Source organism: Arthrobacter terricola, assembly GCF_004354015.1.
GTDB lineage: Bacteria > Actinomycetota > Actinomycetes > Actinomycetales > Micrococcaceae > Arthrobacter > Arthrobacter terricola.
In genome coordinates, this window is the sequence record NZ_SMRU01000001.1 from 211,788 (window position 1) to 231,920 (window position 20,133).

Below are 20,133 nucleotides of genomic sequence, written 5' to 3' on the forward strand. Positions count from 1 at the left end.
ACGCTATCAGGGCGCGGTCCGGTTGAGCCGCCAGACGGCCAACACAATCAGCGTAAGCGCGACGAGCGCGAGCATCGCGAATGCGTATGAGCGCAGTGCCCACATGACGCTGAGGGCGACTCCCGAGGCTCCCCACCAGACAAACAGGCGCTCCGACGCCAAGAGTCCAGCCAGCAGAATGGAGGCGAACCCGAGCAGGACCCACAGTTGCGGCAACGCCGAGCCGGTGTATTCGGCGCCGACAAGCAAGCCGTCCGAAGAAATCGAGCCCTGAAATATTGAATTCGGAACAATCAAGTACACGCTGCTGATGGACAACAAACCGGCTGCTATGCCCCACCTGATTTTCCCGTCGCCGGAGTTCCCCGCGAAATAGCGCACCCCTGCCAAAACGGCTGCGAGAACAACGAACCATTGCATCACCCAGAACAACTCCGGCGTGGCTCCGTGCCCGAAAAGGAGTGCCCATTGGGCAGCTGCGAGCACCATGGTCGAACCGATCTCGAAGCATGCCAGCCTCAGTCCGGGCGGAACCTCCACTACCGAGACAACCACCGCCGCGGCCAGCAGGCCAGCGCCGGCAAGGGCGGTCTCGTCGTGCCAGAGTGCCATGGCCGCGGCCAATGCCACTCCCCCGCCAGCCGTGATTGCGAGAGGCATCCTCCGCCACGGCTCCGTGCGGATGCCCCGGATCCGGGACCAACGCAGGCCATAAAGGACTACGGCTGAGCCAACGCAACCAAGCAGCCACGGGAGGAATGCGCGCCATGGATCCAAAGCCTCCGGGACGATCGAACGGGCGACGATCGTCGCGCCGATAGCTGCCGCGGGCGAAGCGATGGCGTAGAAGCCCGGCATGCCCTCAAGATGGGAGGCGGCAAAGCACACGACAGCCAGGACAAGCCAAGCGATGCCTAGGATCCGATGCGATGCATCTACAGCGAGCAGGCCCCCGGCCAAGGTCGACGAGAAGGCGGCTACCAGCCAGAACCATCGTTCGGGATTGGCTTGTCCCGGCTGCACAAGCAGCCTGCAGGACGTCGCCAAAAGAGCCAAAGCCAGCAGCACCAACGGAACTTGGCTTTCGGTCAGAAGAGGCTCTGCCAGCCAGGTATGTGCGGGAAAGACAAAAGCCGGGCCTGCCAATGTAACCATCGCAATCGCCGCGGGAACCATGAAGTAAACGGCACCGCGAGCCGCGAACACCCGCTGCGCCACGACTGCGGCTACCAGGAGCAAGGCCAACTCGAGCTGCAGGACCCAGCGCCCGCCGTCGTCGGAACCCTGCTGCGCAAGATAAGTGACGGGCAAAACAGCTTGCGCAGTAAGCGTCACCCACAGTGCTGCCTGTTGGAACGGAAGCTCGTGGAGTCGCCTCCGGACAAGCCAACGGACGATGTGCTGTGCCACCAACACGCCGGCGAAGGTCAATGACGCCACGGTAGCGGAAGCGCCGGAATCGCGTACGGCCACCGCCACCAGGACTGTCGAGAGTGCTCGGGCCGCAATGAAGTACGCGCCCTTCGCCATCCGTCCGGAAGCTGCGGCCACCATAACGGCACTGAAAACCACGAAAACTGCGAGCACCAACTCGAGGTCGTGGACGTGGCCGCCGCGCATTACCGCCAGGATCGCCAACGCTGCCGGTGCGAGGACCGCCGAAAGGCCTTCCGTCCGCAGTATGAAAGCGGAACCCGCAGTTGAAATCGCCAGGACGATGGACAGCGCAGCGCCCTGCCAGCTGCCTGCGGGGATGGCTCCGAAGAAGTCCTGCGCGATGCTCAGGACAGCGAGCGAACCTGCCATGAACGACAGCACCACTGCGGCTTCCACGGTGGCAAGTGCGCGGTCCGCCCCGCGGAGCGCTCCGATCAGCGGCACCACAAGTTGGAGGCCGAGGGCGGCGAAAACGACGACGGCGAGTTGGACCTTCTCGCCCGCGAGCACCACCCCTCCACCGTCCTGCAGCAATTGCAGGTAGCCGGTTCCGGCAAGCACGGTAAGCAGGAATCGCGCAGCCCACCAATAGGCACGGCGCTTCACGTCCCGTGGTAGCCGCGGCGCCTGAATGACGAAGTACAGCACCGCGACAAGCAAGACTATGTTGCCCAGGGCCAGCCGCTCCGCGCTGAAGGAAAGCAGTAATGCCCATCCGAAGGCAAGCGGTGCAAGCAACTCGATCATTGCCGCGAAGCGCGATGAAGTCGCAGATCCTAGCGGGAAAAGCACCCAGCAAGCCGTCGCGGCCCCGAGAACCTGGACCAGAGTCCCCGCAGCTGTCATTGGTCGGCCCGGAACGGCTTCGATCAGGAAGAGGACAGGAAGTACTGCCATGCCCGCGGCCGCAAAAGCCGTGATGCAAACGCCCGGCGCAATGGTCCTGATCCCTGCACGGATCAGCCCCGCTTCCAACAGTAGCTGCGACGTCGCGGCTCCGATGAGGGCAAGAATCACCGCGGCGCTGCGATCCGGGCTTTCCGTCAGGGCGCCCGCTGCTACGGCCGGAACCGCGAGGGAAAGGGCAATGCGGCCGGCCAAAACGAAGCTCCTCGCTGTCACTCCTTCGGACCGCCACGCCCTGAGGAACGACGACCCGCCCGCGAAGGCAAGCAATGCCGCCGTCGTCCACCCTCCTACTTCGTCAAGAAACGGAACGGCCACCGCGAGAGCAATCACCGGTAACCATTCCGCGAAGCCGCCGATCCTCCATCCAAGCAGCACGCCACACACCAAAGCCACAAAGAGGGGCGCGCCAGGTGGCATATCCGAGTGGCGGGCCACGATAGCCCACACTGCAGCAAAGGAAACCACCAATTGCACCGCGAAGCAGACGAGCGCATCAACCCTCCAACGCGAAAGCCCGTCCCGCCCCTCGGGTTCCGGGAACCAAACACCGAGGCGCTTGCCCTCGAAGGCAACCCAGAGCGATTGGAGGGCCAATATGACGACGGCGACCACCAGAACGTGCGGCACGTCCAGACCGGAGTCAACAGCTGCAGCCAGCATTGCCAGCGTGAAAGAACCGCGTGCGGCATAGAACTGTTCACGCCGGAAGGAAGCACTCGGAAGGGCTGCCATCACCGCAAAGTAGATGCCGCAGATCGCCATAAGGGCTGCGTACTCCCCCTTCCCGAGGTGTTGGGGAACGAACGTTGCAGCCAAGGCGACAAACGGAACAGCGTATGGATGCAGGATCATCAACGGCCGGACGTAGACGGGCGGCAGCCAACCGGGCCTGCGCAGGGCAACGAGCGTCAGCAGCACGGCAAGCCCGATCAGCGAAGCGAAGTACCACACTAGCGCGCCACCAAGCAGGGAGACACCGGACCATGCCGTGGACACCACAAAGCTCAGGGAAAGGAACGCCAGCACCCGGCTGTCCAGGCGAACAGCGGCAACGGCGTACGCGAACGTACCAACCACCGAGGTCACCAGCCATGCAGCCGGACCGTTGTGCAAAGCGAAGTTATACATGGCCAGGCCGGTCACCGGGATCAATGCCAAGCCAGTGCCGGCAAAAGCAATCGCGGCAGCTCGCAGCCGTGGAGCCTTTGCATGGAGAATGAAGCCTGAGCTATAGAAAGCTGCCGTGACAACCCAGACCGCTGCGAAGCGAAGGACCGCGGGGAGGCTCGTGCCGATGAACAACGCCGAGGCCGCTACAAGGAGAAGGCTCGCGACATAGAGGGTGACATTGATGTTCTGCCGATCCCTCCGTTGCTTCCGGACCGCGCGTTCTGCCTGGATCTGTTCCAGTGACATAGCGGGCTGATTCGCGGGGAGGCGCCCGCCCAGTGGCGTCGGGGACGCCAGCATGAACGGTGCAGGCTGAGTAAGAAGCGACCGAGTAGTGAGCGGCGGAGTCGGGAGCGGCGGAGTCGGGAGCGGCGGAGTCGGAAGAGGAGGTCGCCGTTGTTGAGCTGGCGACGGTGCTGGACCCCCGCCGTCGTAAGACTGTCCGCCGGCGGGGCGGCGTTCGGCGTCGCGCCACCCTGCCAGGTGACCGGCCAGAAAGCCTGAGCGGTACACGGCCGCACGATCAACCGCCAATGGCCCGCGCTGCATCTCCGCAAGAAGCCAGCCTTTCGCCTTCCCTTTGGAGTAGCAGATGAGACCGGTCACCGCCGTCACGGCCAACGCGAGCATGATGCCAAGGAAGCCAACCATCGCAACCCTCCCGATCCACAAGCGGCCGTCCGAAGCGAAGTGCCCCGACCTTCCGATTAATCCATTCGATAGATAAATCGTAGCAAAAGAGAACCCCACCACAGAAGTGGCGGGGTTCTCTTTGGCTCTTGATCGGCTGCCAGGCAACCGATACTTTGCCGATCTACAAGCAGAAACTACTTGATGATCTTGGTAACACGTCCCGAACCAACGGTGCGGCCACCTTCACGGATAGCGAAGCCGAGGCCTTCTTCCATAGCGATCGGCTGGATGAGCTCAACGGACATCTCAGTGTTGTCGCCAGGCATAACCATTTCCGTGCCTTCCGGCAGGGTGATAACGCCGGTCACGTCCGTGGTACGGAAGTAGAACTGCGGGCGGTAGTTCGAGTAGAACGGGTTGTGGCGTCCGCCTTCGTCCTTGGACAGGATGTAGACGTTGGCTTCGAAGTCGGTGTGCGGGGTGATGGAACCCGGCTTGACGACAACCTGGCCACGCTCGACATCGTCGCGCTTCAGACCACGGAGCAGGAGGCCACAGTTCTCGCCGGCCCATGCTTCGTCGAGCTGCTTGTGGAACATCTCGATACCGGTAACGGTGGTCTTCTGGATCGGGCGGATACCAACGATCTCAACTTCGGAGTTGATCGCGAGGGTACCACGCTCGGCGCGGCCCGTAACAACAGTGCCACGGCCGGTGATGGTGAAGACGTCTTCGATCGGCATCAGGAACGGCTTGTCACGGTCACGTACGGGGTCCGGAACGGACTCGTCGACAGCTTCCATGAGGTCTTCAACGGACTTGACCCAGACGGGGTCGCCTTCGAGGGCCTTCAGGCCGGAAACGCGGACAACCGGAGCGTCGTCGCCATCGAAGCCCTGCGAGCTCAGGAGCTCACGAACTTCCATTTCAACGAGGTCGAGGAGCTCTTCGTCGTCAACCATGTCCGACTTGTTGAGGGCGACCAGCAGGTAGGGAACACCAACCTGGCGGGCGAGCAGAACGTGCTCGCGGGTCTGGGCCATCGGGCCGTCGGTGGCGGCAACAACGAGGATCGCGCCGTCCATCTGGGCAGCACCGGTGATCATGTTCTTGATGTAGTCAGCGTGACCCGGGGCGTCTACGTGTGCGTAGTGGCGCTTCTCGGTCTGGTATTCAACGTGGGAGATGTTGATGGTAATACCACGCTGGCGCTCTTCCGGAGCAGAGTCGATCGACGCGAAGTCGCGCTGCTCGTTGAGAGTGGGGTACTTGTCGTACAGCACCTTGGAAATGGCGGCAGTCAGCGTCGTCTTACCGTGGTCAACGTGACCAATGGTGCCGATGTTGACGTGCGGCTTAGTCCGCTCGAACTTTGCCTTTGCCACAGGTTCCTCCTAGAACGATTTCAAGTGAGTTGCTCCTCGGCCGCGCTTTTCGCGGCAGAAACTCCAGCAAGTCTACTTGGGGGCTTTGGTTTTGGTGAAATTGCAGAATCAGGAACCAATGCTAGTACCTGGAGTCTGTTCGCGCAGTGCCGGCCCGAGGCATGGACCTCGGACCAGCGCCTGCACTGGATGCTCCCCCGGGCCCCGGGCAAACATCCTGGTTGTTCCGTCGGTGATTACTCGCCGCGGGTCTTCTGGATGATCTCGTCGGCAACAGCCTTCGGGACCTCGGCGTAGCTGTTGAACGTCATGGAGTAAACAGCACGGCCCTGGGTCTTCGAACGCAGGTCACCGATGTAGCCGAACATGCCGGACAGGGGGACGTGCGCGCGGATCACCTTGACGCCGGCAGCATCTTCCATGGACTGCATCTGGCCACGGCGGGCGTTCAGGTCACCAATAACGTCACCCATGTATTCCTCAGGGGTGCGGACCTCAACTTCCATCATCGGCTCAAGCAGGACCGGGTTCGCCTTGCGTGCGGCTTCCTTGAACGCCATGCGACCGGCGATCTTGAAGGCCATTTCCGAGGAGTCAACATCGTGGTACGCGCCGTCAATCAGCGTGGCCTTGATGCCGACAACCGGGTAACCGGCCAGAACGCCGTCGGTGAGTGCATCCTGGATACCCGCGTCAACGGACGGGATGTACTCGCGCGGCACGCGGCCACCGGTGACCTTGTTCTCGAATGCGTAGAGCTCGCCATCCGTGGTGTCCATCGGCTCGATCGCGATCTGGACCTTTGCGAACTGGCCCGAACCACCGGTCTGCTTCTTGTGCGTGTAGTCGTGACGCTCTACAGCACGCTTGATGGTTTCGCGGTAGGCAACCTGCGGCTTGCCGACGTTTGCCTCGACCTTGAATTCGCGGCGCATGCGGTCCACCAGGATGTCCAGGTGGAGCTCGCCCATGCCGGCGATGATGGTCTGGCCGGTGTCTTCGTTGAGGGAGACCTGGAAGGTCGGGTCCTCAGCGGAGAGCTTCTGGATAGCCGTGGAGAGCTTCTCCTGGTCACCCTTGGTGTTCGGCTCGATGGCAACGGAGATCACGGGCTCCGGGAAGCTCATGGATTCCAGGACGATCTGAGCGGACGAGTCGCACAGGGTGTCTCCCGTGGTGGTGTCCTTGAGGCCGATGGCTGCGTAGATGTGGCCGGCGGTAGCGCCCTCGACGGGCATTTCCTTGTTGGCGTGCATCTGGAACAGCTTGCCGATGCGCTCCTTCTTGCCCTTGGTGGAGTTGACCACCTGGGCGCCTGCTTCCACGTGACCGGAGTACACGCGGATGAAGGTGAGCTGGCCGAAGAACGGGTGAGCCGCGATCTTGAACGCGAGGGCCGAGAACGGCTCCTCCGCGGAAGGCTTGCGGCTGAGTTCCTTGGCTTCGTCGCGGGGGTCGTGGCCGATCATCGGCGGGACGTCCAGCGGGTTCGGCAGGAAGTCGACAACAGCATCCAGCATCGGCTGTACGCCACGGTTCTTGAACGCAGAACCGCAGAGGACCGGGTAGAGCTCGGAGTTGATGGTCATCTTGCGGATGCCGGCCTTGAGTTCCTCAAGGGTGAGTTCTTCACCTTCGAGGTACTTCTCCATGAGCTCTTCGGAAGACTCGGCGACAGTCTCAACGAGCTGTGCACGGTATTCCTCAGCCTTGGCCTGGAGATCCGCGGGGATCTCCTGGACCTCGTACTTGGCACCCATGGTGACGTCACCCTTGGCATCGCCCGGCCACACCAGTGCGCGCATCTGGAGCAAGTCCACGACGCCGATGAAGTCATTCTCGGAACCGATGGGCAGCTGGAGGACCAGCGGCTTGGCGCCGAGGCGGTTGATGATGGTGTCTACGGTGAAGTAGAAATCGGCACCGAGCTTGTCCATCTTGTTGACGAAGCAGATACGCGGCACGTTGTACTTGTCGGCCTGGCGCCAGACAGTCTCGGACTGCGGCTCAACGCCTTCCTTGCCATCGAAGACAGCAACGGCGCCGTCGAGGACGCGCAGGGAGCGCTCAACCTCGACCGTGAAGTCCACGTGGCCCGGGGTGTCGATGATGTTGATCTGGTTCTTGTCCCAGAAGCAAGTCACGGCGGCAGACGTGATGGTGATGCCGCGTTCCTTTTCCTGTTCCATCCAGTCGGTCGTCGAAGCGCCGTCGTGCGTTTCGCCGATCTTGTGGTTCACACCTGTGTAGAACAGAATGCGCTCGGTGGTAGTGGTCTTGCCGGCATCGATGTGGGCCATGATGCCGATGTTGCGGACCTTGCTAAGGTCGGTAAGCACGTCCTGTGCCACGGGGTCTCCCTTTCGGATGGACTACGCGTTCGCCGCCGGCTCGGTCGAGTCGGCGGCGAACGGGAAGTTTTACCAGCGGTAGTGTGCGAAGGCCTTGTTCGACTCGGCCATCTTGTGGGTGTCTTCGCGACGCTTCACAGCGGCACCGAGACCGTTGGACGCATCCAGGATTTCGTTCTGGAGGCGCTCGGTCATCGTCTTCTCGCGGCGGGCCTTGGAGTAGCCGACCAGCCAACGCAGGGCGAGGGCAGTGGAGCGGCCGGGCTTGACCTCAACCGGAACCTGGTAGGTTGCGCCACCGACACGGCGGGAGCGGACCTCGAGGGAAGGCTTGACGTTGTCCATGGCCTTCTTGAGGGCGGCGACGGGGTCGCCACCGGACTTGGCGCGGGCACCTTCGAGGGCACCGTAAACGATGCGCTCAGCGGTGGACTTCTTGCCGTCGATGAGAACCTTGTTGATCAGCTGGGTGACCAACGGGGAACCGTAAACGGGATCGGAAACGAGCGGCCGCTTCGGGGCCGGACCCTTGCGAGGCATATTACTTCTTCTCCATCTTTGCGCCGTAGCGGCTGCGGGCCTGCTTGCGGTTCTTGACACCCTGGGTATCGAGGGCACCACGGACGATCTTGTAACGGACACCCGGGAGGTCCTTCACACGACCACCACGGACGAGCACGATGGAGTGCTCCTGGAGGTTGTGGCCAACACCGGGGATGTAGGCGGTAACTTCAACGCCACCGTTGAGGCGCACACGGGCAACCTTACGCAGAGCCGAGTTCGGCTTCTTCGGGGTGGTCGTGTAAACGCGGGTGCAAACACCGCGGCGCATCGGGCTGCCCTTAAGCGCGGGAGCCTTGGTCTTGGAGACCTTAGGCGTGCGGCCCTTGCGGACCAGCTGGTTAATCGTAGGCACTTTCGTGTTCTCCGTTGGTTTGATCTCTGCCCTCGCACCCAGGCGCCAGCCTGGGTTTACGCGAAAGCTTTGGCGTTGTTCCTGCGGCCGGGGATCCAAAGGGTCCGTGGGCGTGCAAAAGTGCGGCATTCGTTGCGCACGTTGCCCGCAACCCGGAAACAGGCTCCACCCGACATCATGAGAACAAAACCAAAATGATGCCGCGGCGGCCTTCATCCACTGCCACACAGAACAATTACGAAAATTCTAGCATGGCTTGATCTCCCGCCTTAATCGGGTGTAAGCGTACGACGCCGGTGCTGCCGCCCACTTGAGTGCCGCCCGACCGCCGTCGGGCACTCCCGAAACGGGAAGGACCCCGCACTCAGTGAGTGCGGGGTCCTTCCGTGATCGGTTCTCAGCGGAAGTCGTTGCCGAGATCGTAGTCGTCCAGCGGGATGGCGTGGAACTCGGGAGCTCCGTCGCCACCCAGGGCGTCGTACGAGAAATCGGTGAAAGCGCTGGGGCCCGTGAACAGGCTTGCCTTCGCCTCTTCCGTCGGCTCCACCGTCACTTCGGTGTAGCGCGGCAGACCCGTACCAGCCGGGATCAGCTTACCGATGATGACGTTCTCCTTGAGGCCGAGCAGGGGGTCGCTCTTGCCTTCCATGGCCGCCTGCGTCAGGACGCGGGTGGTCTCCTGGAAGGAAGCCGCCGACAGCCAGGACTCGGTTGCCAAGGACGCCTTGGTGATACCCATGAGTTCCGGACGGCCCGAAGCCGGGGTACGGCCCTCGGACACCACGCGACGGTTCTCGTCCTCGAAGCGGCTGCGCTCGGCGAGCTCGCCCGGAAGCAGCTCGGAGTCGCCGGATTCGATGACGGTCACGCGACGCAGCATCTGACGGACGATGACTTCCACGTGCTTGTCGTGGATGCCGATGCCCTGGCTGCGATAAACGCCCTGGACCTCGTCCACCAAGAACTTCTGGGCGGCACGCGGACCCATGATGCGCAGAACCTGCTTCGGGTCCACCGGACCGTTGATCAGCTTCTGGCCGACACTGACGTGCTGGCCATCCTCGATCAGGAGGCGGGAACGGCGAAGCACCGGGTAGGCGATCTCCTCGGAGCCATCGTCCGGGGTGATGATGAGGCGCATCTGGCGCTCGGACTCTTCGATGGTGATGCGTCCGGCTGCTTCCGCAATCGGTGCGACACCCTTCGGAGTACGGGCTTCGAAGAGCTCCTGGATACGGGGCAGACCCTGGGTGATGTCGTCGCCACCGCTGGCGGAAACAGCACCACCGGTGTGGAACGTACGCATGGTCAGCTGGGTACCGGGTTCACCGATCGACTGTGCGGCGATGATACCGACGGCCTCTCCGATGTCCACGGTCTTGCCGGTGGCCAGCGAACGGCCGTAGCAAAGCGCACAGGTACCGACCTTGGACTCACAGGTGAGCACGGAACGGACCTTGACCTCGGTGATGCCAGCCGCGAGCAGCTCGGCAATGACGACGTCGCCGCAGTCGGTGCCGGCAGCGGCGAGGACCGCACCGTTGGCGTCGAGGACGTCGACGGCGAGGGTACGTGCGTAGGCACTGTTCTCGACGTTTTCGTCCAGGACCAGCTCACCGTTGGAGTCCGGCACCGCGATCGCGGTCATGAGGCCGCGCTCGGTGCCACAGTCCTCTTCGCGAACGATGACGTCCTGCGAAACGTCCACCAGACGACGGGTCAAGTAACCAGAGTTGGCGGTACGCAGAGCGGTATCGGCCAGACCCTTACGGGCACCGTGCGTCGCGATGAAGTACTCCAGGACCGACAGGCCTTCGCGGTACGAAGACTTGATCGGACGCGGGATGATCTCACCCTTCGGGTTGGCCACGAGGCCACGGATACCCGCGATCTGGCGGACCTGCATCCAGTTACCACGTGCACCGGAGGACACCATGCGGTTGATGGTGTTCATCGGGGACAGGCTGTCACGCATCGCCTGGGCGATCTCGTTGGTGGCCTTGTTCCAGATCTCGATCAGTTCCTGGCGACGCTCGTCGTCGTCGATCAGGCCCTTGTCGTACTGGCCCTGGATCTTGGAAGCCATTGTCTCGTACCCGGCAAGGATGCCCGGCTTGGACGTGGGGACCTCGATGTCCGAGATTGCCACGGTCACGCCCGAGCGGGTTGCCCAGTAGAAACCGGCGTCCTTCAGGTTGTCCAGCGTCGCAGCCGTGACGACCTTCGGGTAGCGCTCCGCGAGGTCGTTGACGATCCGCGAAAGCTCACCCTTGTCCGCAACGGCCTCAACCCACGGGTAGTCCTCGGGCAGGGTCTCGTTGAAGATGACCTGACCCAGGGAGGTCTGGACGAGCGCGGGCTGACCCGGCTCCCAGCCTTCCGGAGCTTCCCAGCCCGCGTAAGGAACAAAGCCCTCGAGGCGGATCTTTACCTGGGAGTTCAGGTGCAGCTCACGGGCGTCGTACGCCATGATGGCTTCCGAAACCGAGGAGAAGATCCGGCCTTCGCCTGCCGAACCAACACGCTTGGTGGTCAGGTGGTACAGGCCGATGATCATATCCTGCGAAGGCAGGGTCACCGGACGGCCATCCGACGGCTTCAGGATGTTGTTCGAGGACAGCATCAGGATGCGGGCCTCAGCCTGCGCTTCGGGGCTCAGCGGCAGGTGGACTGCCATCTGGTCGCCGTCGAAGTCGGCGTTGAAGGCGCCACAAACCAGCGGGTGGAGCTGGATTGCCTTGCCTTCAACAAGCTGCGGCTCGAATGCCTGGATACCGAGGCGGTGCAGGGTAGGTGCACGGTTGAGCAGCACCGGGTGTTCGGTGATGATCTCTTCGAGCACGTCCCAGACCTGCGGGCGGTAACGCTCGACCATGCGCTTTGCCGACTTGATGTTCTGCGCGTGGTTGAGGTCAACCAGGCGCTTCATCACGAACGGCTTGAAGAGCTCCAGGGCCATCTGCTTGGGCAGGCCGCACTGGTGCAGCTTCAGCTGCGGGCCGACGACGATGACCGAACGGCCGGAGTAGTCGACGCGCTTGCCGAGCAGGTTCTGGCGGAAACGGCCCTGCTTGCCCTTGAGCATGTCGCTCAGGGACTTCAGCGGACGGTTGCCCGGACCCGTGACGGGGCGGCCGCGACGGCCGTTGTCGAAGAGGCTGTCAACAGCTTCCTGAAGCATGCGCTTCTCGTTGTTGACGATGATCTCCGGAGCACCGAGGTCAAGCAGTCGCTTGAGTCGGTTGTTGCGGTTGATCACGCGGCGGTAGAGGTCGTTGAGGTCGGAGGTCGCGAAGCGGCCACCATCCAGCTGGACCATCGGGCGCAGTTCCGGCGGGATCACCGGGACGGCGTCCAGCACCATGCCGAGCGGGCTGTTGTTGGTGGTCAGGAACGCGTTGACCACCTTCAGGCGCTTGAGGGCGCGGGTCTTGCGCTGGCCCTTGCCGTTCTGGATGGTGTCGCGCAGGGCCTCGGCCTCTGCCACCATGTCGAAGTTCTCAAGGCGCTTCTTGATGGCTTCGGCACCCATGGAGCCTTCGAAGTACATGCCGTAGCGGTCACGCAGTTCGCGGTACAGGCCCTCGTCACCTTCGAGGTCGGCGACCTTGAGGTTCTTGAAGCGGTCCCAGACCTGCTCGAGGCGCTCGATCTCGGCGTCCGCGCGCTTGCGGACGTTGGCCATCTGGCGGTCCGCGGAATCGCGGGCCTTCTTCTTGTCGGCAGCCTTCGCGCCTTCGCCTTCGAGGCGGGCAAGCTCGTCCTCGAGGTCGCGGGCGATCGTGGCGATATCGCTGTCGCGGGTGTCGATGAGCTGCTTCTTCTCGAGGTCGTGCTCGACCTGGAGGTTCGGCAGTTCCGCGTGGCGGTTCTCGGTGTCGACGCTGGTGATCATGTAGGCAGCGAAGTAGATGACCTTCTCGAGGTCCTTCGGTGCCAGGTCAAGGAGGTAGCCCAAACGGGAGGGAACACCCTTGAAGTACCAGATGTGGGTGACGGGAGCGGCGAGCTCGATGTGGCCCATGCGCTCGCGACGCACTTTGGCCCGGGTGACTTCGACGCCACAACGCTCACAAATGATGCCCTTGAAGCGCACGCGCTTGTACTTGCCGCAGTAGCATTCCCAGTCGCGGGACGGGCCGAAGATCTTCTCGCAGAAGAGGCCGTCCTTCTCGGGCTTGAGCGTGCGGTAGTTGATGGTTTCCGGCTTCTTGACCTCACCGTACGACCAGCCGCGGATGTCTTCCGCGGTGGCGAGGCCGATCTGCATGAGGCCGAAGGAGGATTCGCTGGACATATGGTCCCTGTTCTCTCTTGTTCTCTAAATTCTGAAGTCTTGGTTTACGGCAAAGAGGCAGCGCCTAGGCTGACGGTCCGAGGACCGCCAGCCCGGCGGCTGTTAGACCTCTTCTACGGAGCTGGGCTCTGCGCGAGACAGATCAATGCCCAGTTCTTCCGCAGCCGTAAAGACTGCGTCATCAGAGTCACGCATTTCGATCGTCGTGCCGTCGGTGGAGAGAACCTCCACGTTCAGGCACAGCGACTGCATTTCCTTGATCAAAACCTTGAAGGATTCCGGAACGCCAGGTTCGGGGATGTTCTCGCCCTTGACGATGGCTTCGTAAACCTTCACGCGGCCGTGGATGTCATCCGACTTGATCGTGAGCAGTTCCTGGAGGGTGTAGGCGGCGCCGTATGCCTCGAGCGCCCACACTTCCATTTCACCGAAACGCTGACCACCGAACTGTGCCTTACCACCCAGCGGCTGCTGCGTGATCATGGAGTACGGGCCGGTGGAGCGGGCGTGGATCTTGTCGTCCACCAGGTGGTGGAGCTTCAGGATGTACATGTAGCCCACGGAGATCGGGTCCGGGAACGGCTCGCCGGAGCGGCCGTCGAACAACCGGGTTTTGCCGGAGGAGTCGATCAGGCGGTCGCCGTCGCGGGTCACGTTCGTGGAATCCAGCAGGCCGGTGATTTCCTCTTCGCGCGCACCGTCGAACACCGGGGTGGCAACAGTCGTCTGGCCGGTTTCACGAGGCAGGTTCGGCAGGTTCTTGACCCACTCCGGCTCGCCTTCGATCTTCCAACCGGTCTTGGCAACCCAGCCGAGGTGGGTTTCCAGCACCTGGCCGACGTTCATACGACCCGGAACACCAAGCGGGTTCAGGACGATGTCCACCGGCGTACCGTCCGCGAGGAACGGCATGTCTTCGACAGGCAGGATCTTGGAAATGACACCCTTGTTGCCGTGGCGGCCGGCGAGCTTGTCGCCGTCGGTGATCTTTCGCTTGGCAGCCACGTAGACGCGGACCAGCTGGTTGACGCCCGGGGGCAGTTCGTCGTCGTTGTCGCGGTCGAAGACGCGGACGCCGATAACCGTGCCGGATTCGCCGTGCGGAACCTTCAGGGAGGTGTCGCGCACTTCGCGGGACTTCTCGCCGAAGATCGCGCGGAGCAGGCGCTCTTCCGGAGTCAGCTCGGTTTCACCCTTCGGGGTGACCTTGCCCACCAGGATGTCGCCGGCTTCAACCTCGGCACCGATGTGGATGATGCCGCGCTCGTCCAGTCCTGCAAGGACTTCCTCGGACACGTTCGGGATGTCACGGGTGATTTCCTCGGCACCAAGCTTGGTGTCGCGGGCATCGATCTCGTGCTCCTCGATGTGGATGGAAGAAAGGACGTCCTCGGCAACGATGCGCTGCGACAGGATGATGGCGTCCTCGAAGTTGTGGCCTTCCCAGGACATGAATGCCACGAGAAGGTTCTTTCCGAGGGCGAGCTCACCCTGGTCCGTCGCGGGGCCGTCAGCAATGATGCCGCCGACCTCGAGGCGCTGGCCTTCGTTGACCAGGACACGGTGGTTGTAGCAGTTGCCCTGGTTGGAGCGGGCGAACTTGTTGATCCGGTAGCTGGTTTCCGTGCCGTCGTCGTTGAGCATGGTGACGAGGTCGGCCGAAACTTCGTTGACCACACCGGCCTTCTTCGCGATGACAACGTCACCGGCGTCGACGGCAGCGGCGCGTTCCATGCCGGTACCCACGAAGGGGGCCTCGGAACGGACCAACGGCACAGCCTGGCGCTGCATGTTGGCACCCATGAGTGCACGGTTTGCATCGTCATGCTCGAGGAACGGGATCAGCGCCGTAGCAACGGACACCATCTGGCGCGGGGAAACGTCCATGAACTGGACATCCTCGGCCGGAACGAGGACGGGCTCGCCTCCACCACCACGGGCACGGACAAGAACGGTCTCTTCGGCAAAACGCTTGTTCTCGTCGAGCGGAGCGTTGGCCTGGGCGATCAGGACCTCGGCTTCGTCGTCCGCCGTGAGGTACTGGACGTCGTCGGACACGACGCCGTCCTTCACCAGGCGGTACGGGGTCTCGATGAAACCGAACGGGTTGATCCGGCCGTAGGACGCCAGCGAACCGATGAGGCCGATGTTCGGGCCTTCAGGGGTTTCGATGGGGCACATACGTCCGTAGTGCGACGGGTGGACGTCTCGGACTTCCATGCCGGCGCGGTCACGGGACAGACCGCCCGGGCCAAGGGCCGAGAGACGGCGCTTGTGGGTCAGGCCCGACAGCGGGTTGTTCTGGTCCATGAACTGGGACAGCTGGGAAGTTCCGAAGAATTCCTTGATCGCGGCCACCACGGGGCGGATGTTGATCAGGGTCTGCGGCGTGATCGCTTCGACGTCCTGCGTGGTCATGCGTTCGCGGACGACGCGCTCCATGCGGGACAGGCCGGTGCGGACCTGGTTCTCGATGAGCTCGCCGACGGCGCGGATGCGGCGGTTGCCGAAGTGGTCGATGTCGTCGATTTCCACGCGGAGTTCGTGTTCTTCGCCATCGCGCTTGCCCATGAGGGTCTTCTCGCCGGCGTGCAGCGCGACGAGGAACTTGATCATGGCCACGATGTCTTCGACGTGCAGGACCGAAGCTTCCTTGTCACCAAGGGAGCGGTCGATGCCGAGCTTGCGGTTGATCTTGTAACGGCCAACCTTGGCGAGATCGTAGCGCTTCGGGTTGAAGTACAGGTTGTCCAGCAGGGACTGGGCAGCCTCGACGGTGGGCGGCTCGCCCGGACGCAGCTTGCGGTAGATGTCCAAGAGCGCGTCTTCGCGGGTTTCGGTGGCGTCCTTCTCCAGGGTTGCCCGCATGGAGTCGTACTGGCCGAACTCTTCGAGGATCTGGCCTTCGGTCCAGCCGAGGGCCTTCAGGAGAACGGTGACCGACTGCTTGCGCTTGCGGTCGAGGCGAACGCCGACTTGGTCGCGCTTGTCGATTTCCAGTTCAAACCATGCACCGCGGGAAGGGATGATCTTCGCGGTGAAGATGTCCTTGTCACTGGTCTTGTCAGCGGCGCGCTCGAAGTAGGCGCCCGGCGAACGGACCAGCTGGGAGACGACGACACGCTCGGTGCCGTTGACGACGAACGTTCCCTTTTCAGTCATGAGGGGGAAGTCGCCCATGAACACGGTCTGCTGCTTGATTTCGCCCGTGTTGTTGTTCATGAACTCGGCCTTGACATACAGGGGTGCCGAGTAAGTGGCGTCACGGTCTTTGCATTCGGCCATGGTGTACTTCGGATCAGCGAACTCCGGCTCGGAGAAGCTCAGGGACATGGTGCCCTGGAAGTCCTCGATGGGGGAGATCTCTTCGAAGATGTCGGCGAGTCCCGACGTGGTGGCGACGCTGAGGTCGCCTTCCTCGACAGCCTTCGCTACCCGCGCCTGCCAGCGTTCGTTTCCGACCAGCCAGTCAAAGCTGTCCGTCTGCAGGGCGAGTAGATTCGGAACGTCCAGTGGTTCGTGAATCTTTGCGAATGAGAGCCGGCGAGTCGCACCGTCGGTGCTTGCCGTGTTAGCGGTTTCGTTATTAGAGGTGCTCGAGGCGACCAAGAGGGATCCTTCCACAGACCTTCAGGCGTTTTCAGATCTCCCCCGCTTGCACGTTGCGGACTGAGTCCGCAGCGTACCTTTCCGGTTCCGCTATATGACCCGGGACCCCGGCCGACCAAGGCCGCGCGCGTACTAGACGGCACATCAATGGCACAGCTGAGGGGTATAGCCCACCGCTATATGAAGGCTGAAGGTTAACAGGGAAGACGCAAATATCCACAATACGGCAAATCAACCCACCTGTCTACCCCACATTGCGTTCGAATGCAAGCACTGTTGCCGCAGGCACCTATACCGGCGTGCCGAACGGAATGTTGTTTCGGGTCCCATTGTTGAATGGAGTGGTATGGGTGCCGCGATAGCCTAGGCTCACCAACCTTGACCGGAAGAAGCAGAAATGAGCACTCCTTCAGACAAAAGTGACAACAACGACGTTGTCATCCTGGCCGCGACCCGAACCCCGCAGGGCCGGTTGAACGGCCAACTCTCCGGGCTCACCGCCGTCGAACTCGGTGCGCACGCCATCACCGGCGCGCTGGCGGCGAGCGGGTTGACCGCCGACAAGGTGGACGCGGTGATCATGGGGCAGGTCCTGCAGGCCGGCGCCGGACAGAATCCGGCGCGGCAGAGCGCCATCGCCGCCGGTATCGGCTGGAACGTTCCGGCCGTGACCATCAACAAGGTCTGCCTCTCCGGCCTGACCGCCGTGATCGATGCGGCGCGGATGATCCGCGCCGGAGACGCCACGGTGGTGGTTGCCGGCGGGCAGGAATCCATGAGCCGGGCTCCCCACCTGCTCCCCGGTTCGCGCCAAGGGTGGAGCTACGGTGCGGTCCAGGCCCTCGACGTCGCCGCCCACGATGGCCTCACCGACGCCTTCGACGGCCAGTCGATGGGCTTGTCCACCGAGATAGGGAACCTTGCGCTTGGCATCGACCGCCGCTCCCAGGACCAAGTGGCCGTGGCCTCCCACCAGCGTGCCGCTGCCGCCGCGGAACAGGGAGTGTTCGACGGCGAAATCTCCCCCATCAGCGTCAAGCAGCGCAAAGGCGAACCCGTGGTACTGGCCAGCGACGAAGGCGTGCGTCCCCAGACGACACTCGAGACCCTCGCCCCGTTGAAGAGCGCCTTCGCCACGGACGGAACCATCACGGCGGGCAACTCCTCTCCCCTGTCCGACGGCGCCTCCGCACTCGTGCTGACAAGCCGCCGCTTTGCCGAAGAAAACGGCCTCAATTACCTCGCTGTTGTGGGGCGCCCCGGACAAGTGGCGGGACCCGACAACGGCCTGCACTCCCAGCCCGCCAACGCCATCCGCCGCGCGCTGGACCGCGCAGGATGGGCGACGTCGGACCTGGACTTCATCGAAATCAACGAAGCCTTCGGGTCGGTGGCTGTCCAGTCGCTCAAGGACTTGGAATACCCCTTGGAAAAGTGCAACATCCACGGCGGAGCAATTGCCCTCGGGCATCCGATCGGAGCGTCCGGGGCGAGGCTTGCCGGCCATGCGGCCCACGAGCTCAAGCGGCGCGGAACAGGCAAGGCGGCCGTGGCCCTCTGCGGCGGCGGTGGCCAGGGCGAGGCGCTGCTCCTCTACCGCGACTAAACCACGACGGCGGTCGTGCAGTTGGTCTGGGCTGGGAGGCGGCCGGAAATGGTACGCATTGGTTGGAAATGGCGGGAAACGCCGGAAAACGAGGAATGAATGCGAGGCACCGAACGGTTCCTGGCCGACGCAGCCACCCGCGGGCTCGAAGTGCAACTGGTGGAGCGGGCCGCTGCCAAGAGCCTGGAGGAGGCGGCCCGCATACTGGGGATCACGCCGTCGGACATTGTGAAGTCCCTCGTGGTCAAGCACCGGGACGGCTCATTCCTGTTCGCCCTGATCCCGGGTGACCGGCAGATTTCCTGGCCGAAGCTGCGCGCCCTCCTCGGCGTCAACAAGCTCTCCATGCCGTCAGCCGACGTCGCGTTCGAAGCCACCGGCTATGAGCGCGGCACCATCACTCCGCTGGGCAGCTCAAAACCCTGGCCGGTCTACGCGGATGCCTCCATCACCGGCCGGCGGATCTCGATGGGCGCCGGCGAACACGGCTACAGCGCCTTCGTGAACGCCGACGCCCTCACCGCAGCCTTGGGTGCGATGGTGGCCGACATCAGCGACCTCCTCTAAGCAACGCGGGGTCACTTACGGCCCATCCGGAAGCACCTCATGGGCCGTAAGTGACCCCGCGTTAACCTTTAAAACGCAGGGAAGCCCCGCCCGGACGAATCCGGACGGGGCTTCCTTGGTAAAGCGAATGACCTGAAAAGGCGAGTTACTTGATGGTAACGGTGGCGCCGGCTTCTTCGAGCTGAGCCTTGGCCTTCTCGGCAGCTTCCTTGTTCGCACCTTCGAGGACAGCCTTCGGAGCACCGTCAACCAGGTCCTTGGCTTCCTTGAGGCCGAGGGAGGTGATAGCGCGGACTTCCTTGATCACTGCGATCTTCTTGTCGCCAGCAGCTTCGAGGATGACGTCGAATTCGGTCTTCTCTTCAGCTTCTTCAGCAGCGCCGCCGGCAGCAGGGCCAGCAACTGCAACAGCAGCAGCAGTAACTTCGAAGGTCTCTTCGAAGAGCTTGACGAACTCGGAGAGCTCGATGATGGTCAGTTCCTTGAAAGCTTCAATGAGCTCTTCGTTGCTGAGCTTCGCCATGTTGGCGTCCTTCCTTTAGGTGGTGCTGCCGCGGAGCATGTCCGCTACCGCACCGGAGTTTTGATTTTGGGGAGAACCTAGTTCTCTTCGGTTGCTGCTTCAGCGGCTTCAGCCGGAGCGGCAGCCTCTTCTGCAGCAGCCTCGGCGGGAGCCTCTTCTGCAGCCGGTGCTTCTTCAGCGGCCGGAGCAGGAGCGCCGCCCTCTTCTTCAAGCTTGAGGCGCAGGGCGTCGATGATGCGTGCAGCAGCAGCGGCAGGAGCCTTAAGGACGCCTGCAACCTTGGCGAGCTGCAGCTCACGGGACTCGAGGGCCGCCAGGGCGGCAACCTCTGCTGCGTTCAGTGCCTTGCCTTCGAAGTAGCCGGTCTTGATGATCAGCTGCTTGTTGGTCTTGGCAAAGTCCGTCAGGCTCTTGGCGGCAGCAACCGCGTCACCCTTGATGAATGCAATCGCAGTGGGGCCGGCGAGCTGACCGTCGAACGCGTCGACACCAGCTTCCTTGGCTGCAATGGCGGTCAGGGTGTTCTTGACGACCGAGAACTTGGTGTCCAGGCCGAGAGAAACACGCAGCTGCTTGAGCTGTGCGACAGAGAGCCCGCGGTATTCGGTCAGGACAGCGGCGTTCGATTCCTTGAAATCGTTCGTGATCTCAGCTACTGCTGCGATCTTGTTGGGCGTTGCCATAACCCTCCTTCCGGGGAATAAAGCCGGTTTTCCGGGTCCCCGCTCAA

General features: G+C 62.8%; 11 protein-coding genes. 2 read left to right on the plus strand and 9 right to left on the minus strand.

Annotated elements, in window-relative coordinates; genetic code table 11:
• Positions 1–6: 6 nt before the first annotated feature.
• The 7 genes from E1809_RS01090 to rpoB all read right to left on the minus strand — a co-directional run bounded on the left by E1809_RS01090 (position 7) and on the right by rpoB (position 16,707).
• Entirely contained in the window at positions 7–3,762 is a 3,756-nt protein-coding gene (locus E1809_RS01090) for a hypothetical protein (protein ID WP_133202381.1), read from the minus strand.
• A 581-nt stretch (positions 3,763–4,343) separates the two neighbouring features.
• On the minus strand, positions 4,344–5,534 hold the full coding sequence (tuf, locus tag E1809_RS01095; RefSeq protein WP_133202382.1) for an elongation factor Tu: 1,191 nt from the start codon (positions 5,532–5,534) through the stop codon (positions 4,344–4,346).
• A 236-nt stretch (positions 5,535–5,770) separates the two neighbouring features.
• Complete coding sequence (gene fusA, locus E1809_RS01100) at positions 5,771–7,885, minus strand: elongation factor G (RefSeq protein ID WP_133202383.1); 2,115 nt, start codon at positions 7,883–7,885, stop codon at positions 5,771–5,773.
• Between the two features lie 69 nt (positions 7,886–7,954).
• The gene (rpsG, locus tag E1809_RS01105; protein ID WP_059387355.1) at positions 7,955–8,425 is read right to left on the minus strand and encodes a 30S ribosomal protein S7; all 471 of its coding nucleotides are present in this window, start codon (positions 8,423–8,425) and stop codon (positions 7,955–7,957) included.
• A 1-nt stretch (position 8,426) separates the two neighbouring features.
• Positions 8,427–8,801: a 30S ribosomal protein S12 gene (gene rpsL, locus E1809_RS01110; protein WP_009358312.1), complete on the minus strand. Its 375-nt coding sequence runs from the start codon at positions 8,799–8,801 to the stop codon at positions 8,427–8,429.
• A 397-nt stretch (positions 8,802–9,198) separates the two neighbouring features.
• Entirely contained in the window at positions 9,199–13,098 is a 3,900-nt protein-coding gene (locus E1809_RS01115; RefSeq protein WP_133202384.1) for a DNA-directed RNA polymerase subunit beta', read from the minus strand.
• 102 nt (positions 13,099–13,200) lie between these two features.
• Positions 13,201–16,707 (minus strand): DNA-directed RNA polymerase subunit beta, encoded by a 3,507-nt coding sequence (gene rpoB / locus E1809_RS01120; protein ID WP_133202385.1) that lies wholly within the window; start codon positions 16,705–16,707, stop codon positions 13,201–13,203.
• A 397-nt stretch (positions 16,708–17,104) separates the two neighbouring features.
• On the opposite strand from rpoB, the gene E1809_RS01125 reads away from it, so the two are divergent.
• Positions 17,105–18,313: an acetyl-CoA C-acetyltransferase gene (locus tag E1809_RS01125; RefSeq protein WP_133202386.1), complete on the plus strand. Its 1,209-nt coding sequence runs from the start codon at positions 17,105–17,107 to the stop codon at positions 18,311–18,313.
• A gap of 99 nt (positions 18,314–18,412) precedes the next feature.
• Entirely contained in the window at positions 18,413–18,880 is a 468-nt protein-coding gene (locus E1809_RS01130) for an aminoacyl-tRNA deacylase (protein ID WP_133202387.1), read from the plus strand.
• A 145-nt stretch (positions 18,881–19,025) separates the two neighbouring features.
• Here the strand turns inward: E1809_RS01130 and rplL are convergent, their stop codons facing one another.
• Positions 19,026–19,403, minus strand: a complete 378-nt coding sequence (rplL, locus tag E1809_RS01135; RefSeq protein ID WP_133202388.1) for a 50S ribosomal protein L7/L12 — start codon at positions 19,401–19,403, stop codon at positions 19,026–19,028.
• 77 nt (positions 19,404–19,480) lie between these two features.
• Positions 19,481–20,086 (minus strand): 50S ribosomal protein L10, encoded by a 606-nt coding sequence (gene rplJ / locus E1809_RS01140; protein ID WP_133202389.1) that lies wholly within the window; start codon positions 20,084–20,086, stop codon positions 19,481–19,483.
• Positions 20,087–20,133: the final 47 nt, after the last annotated feature.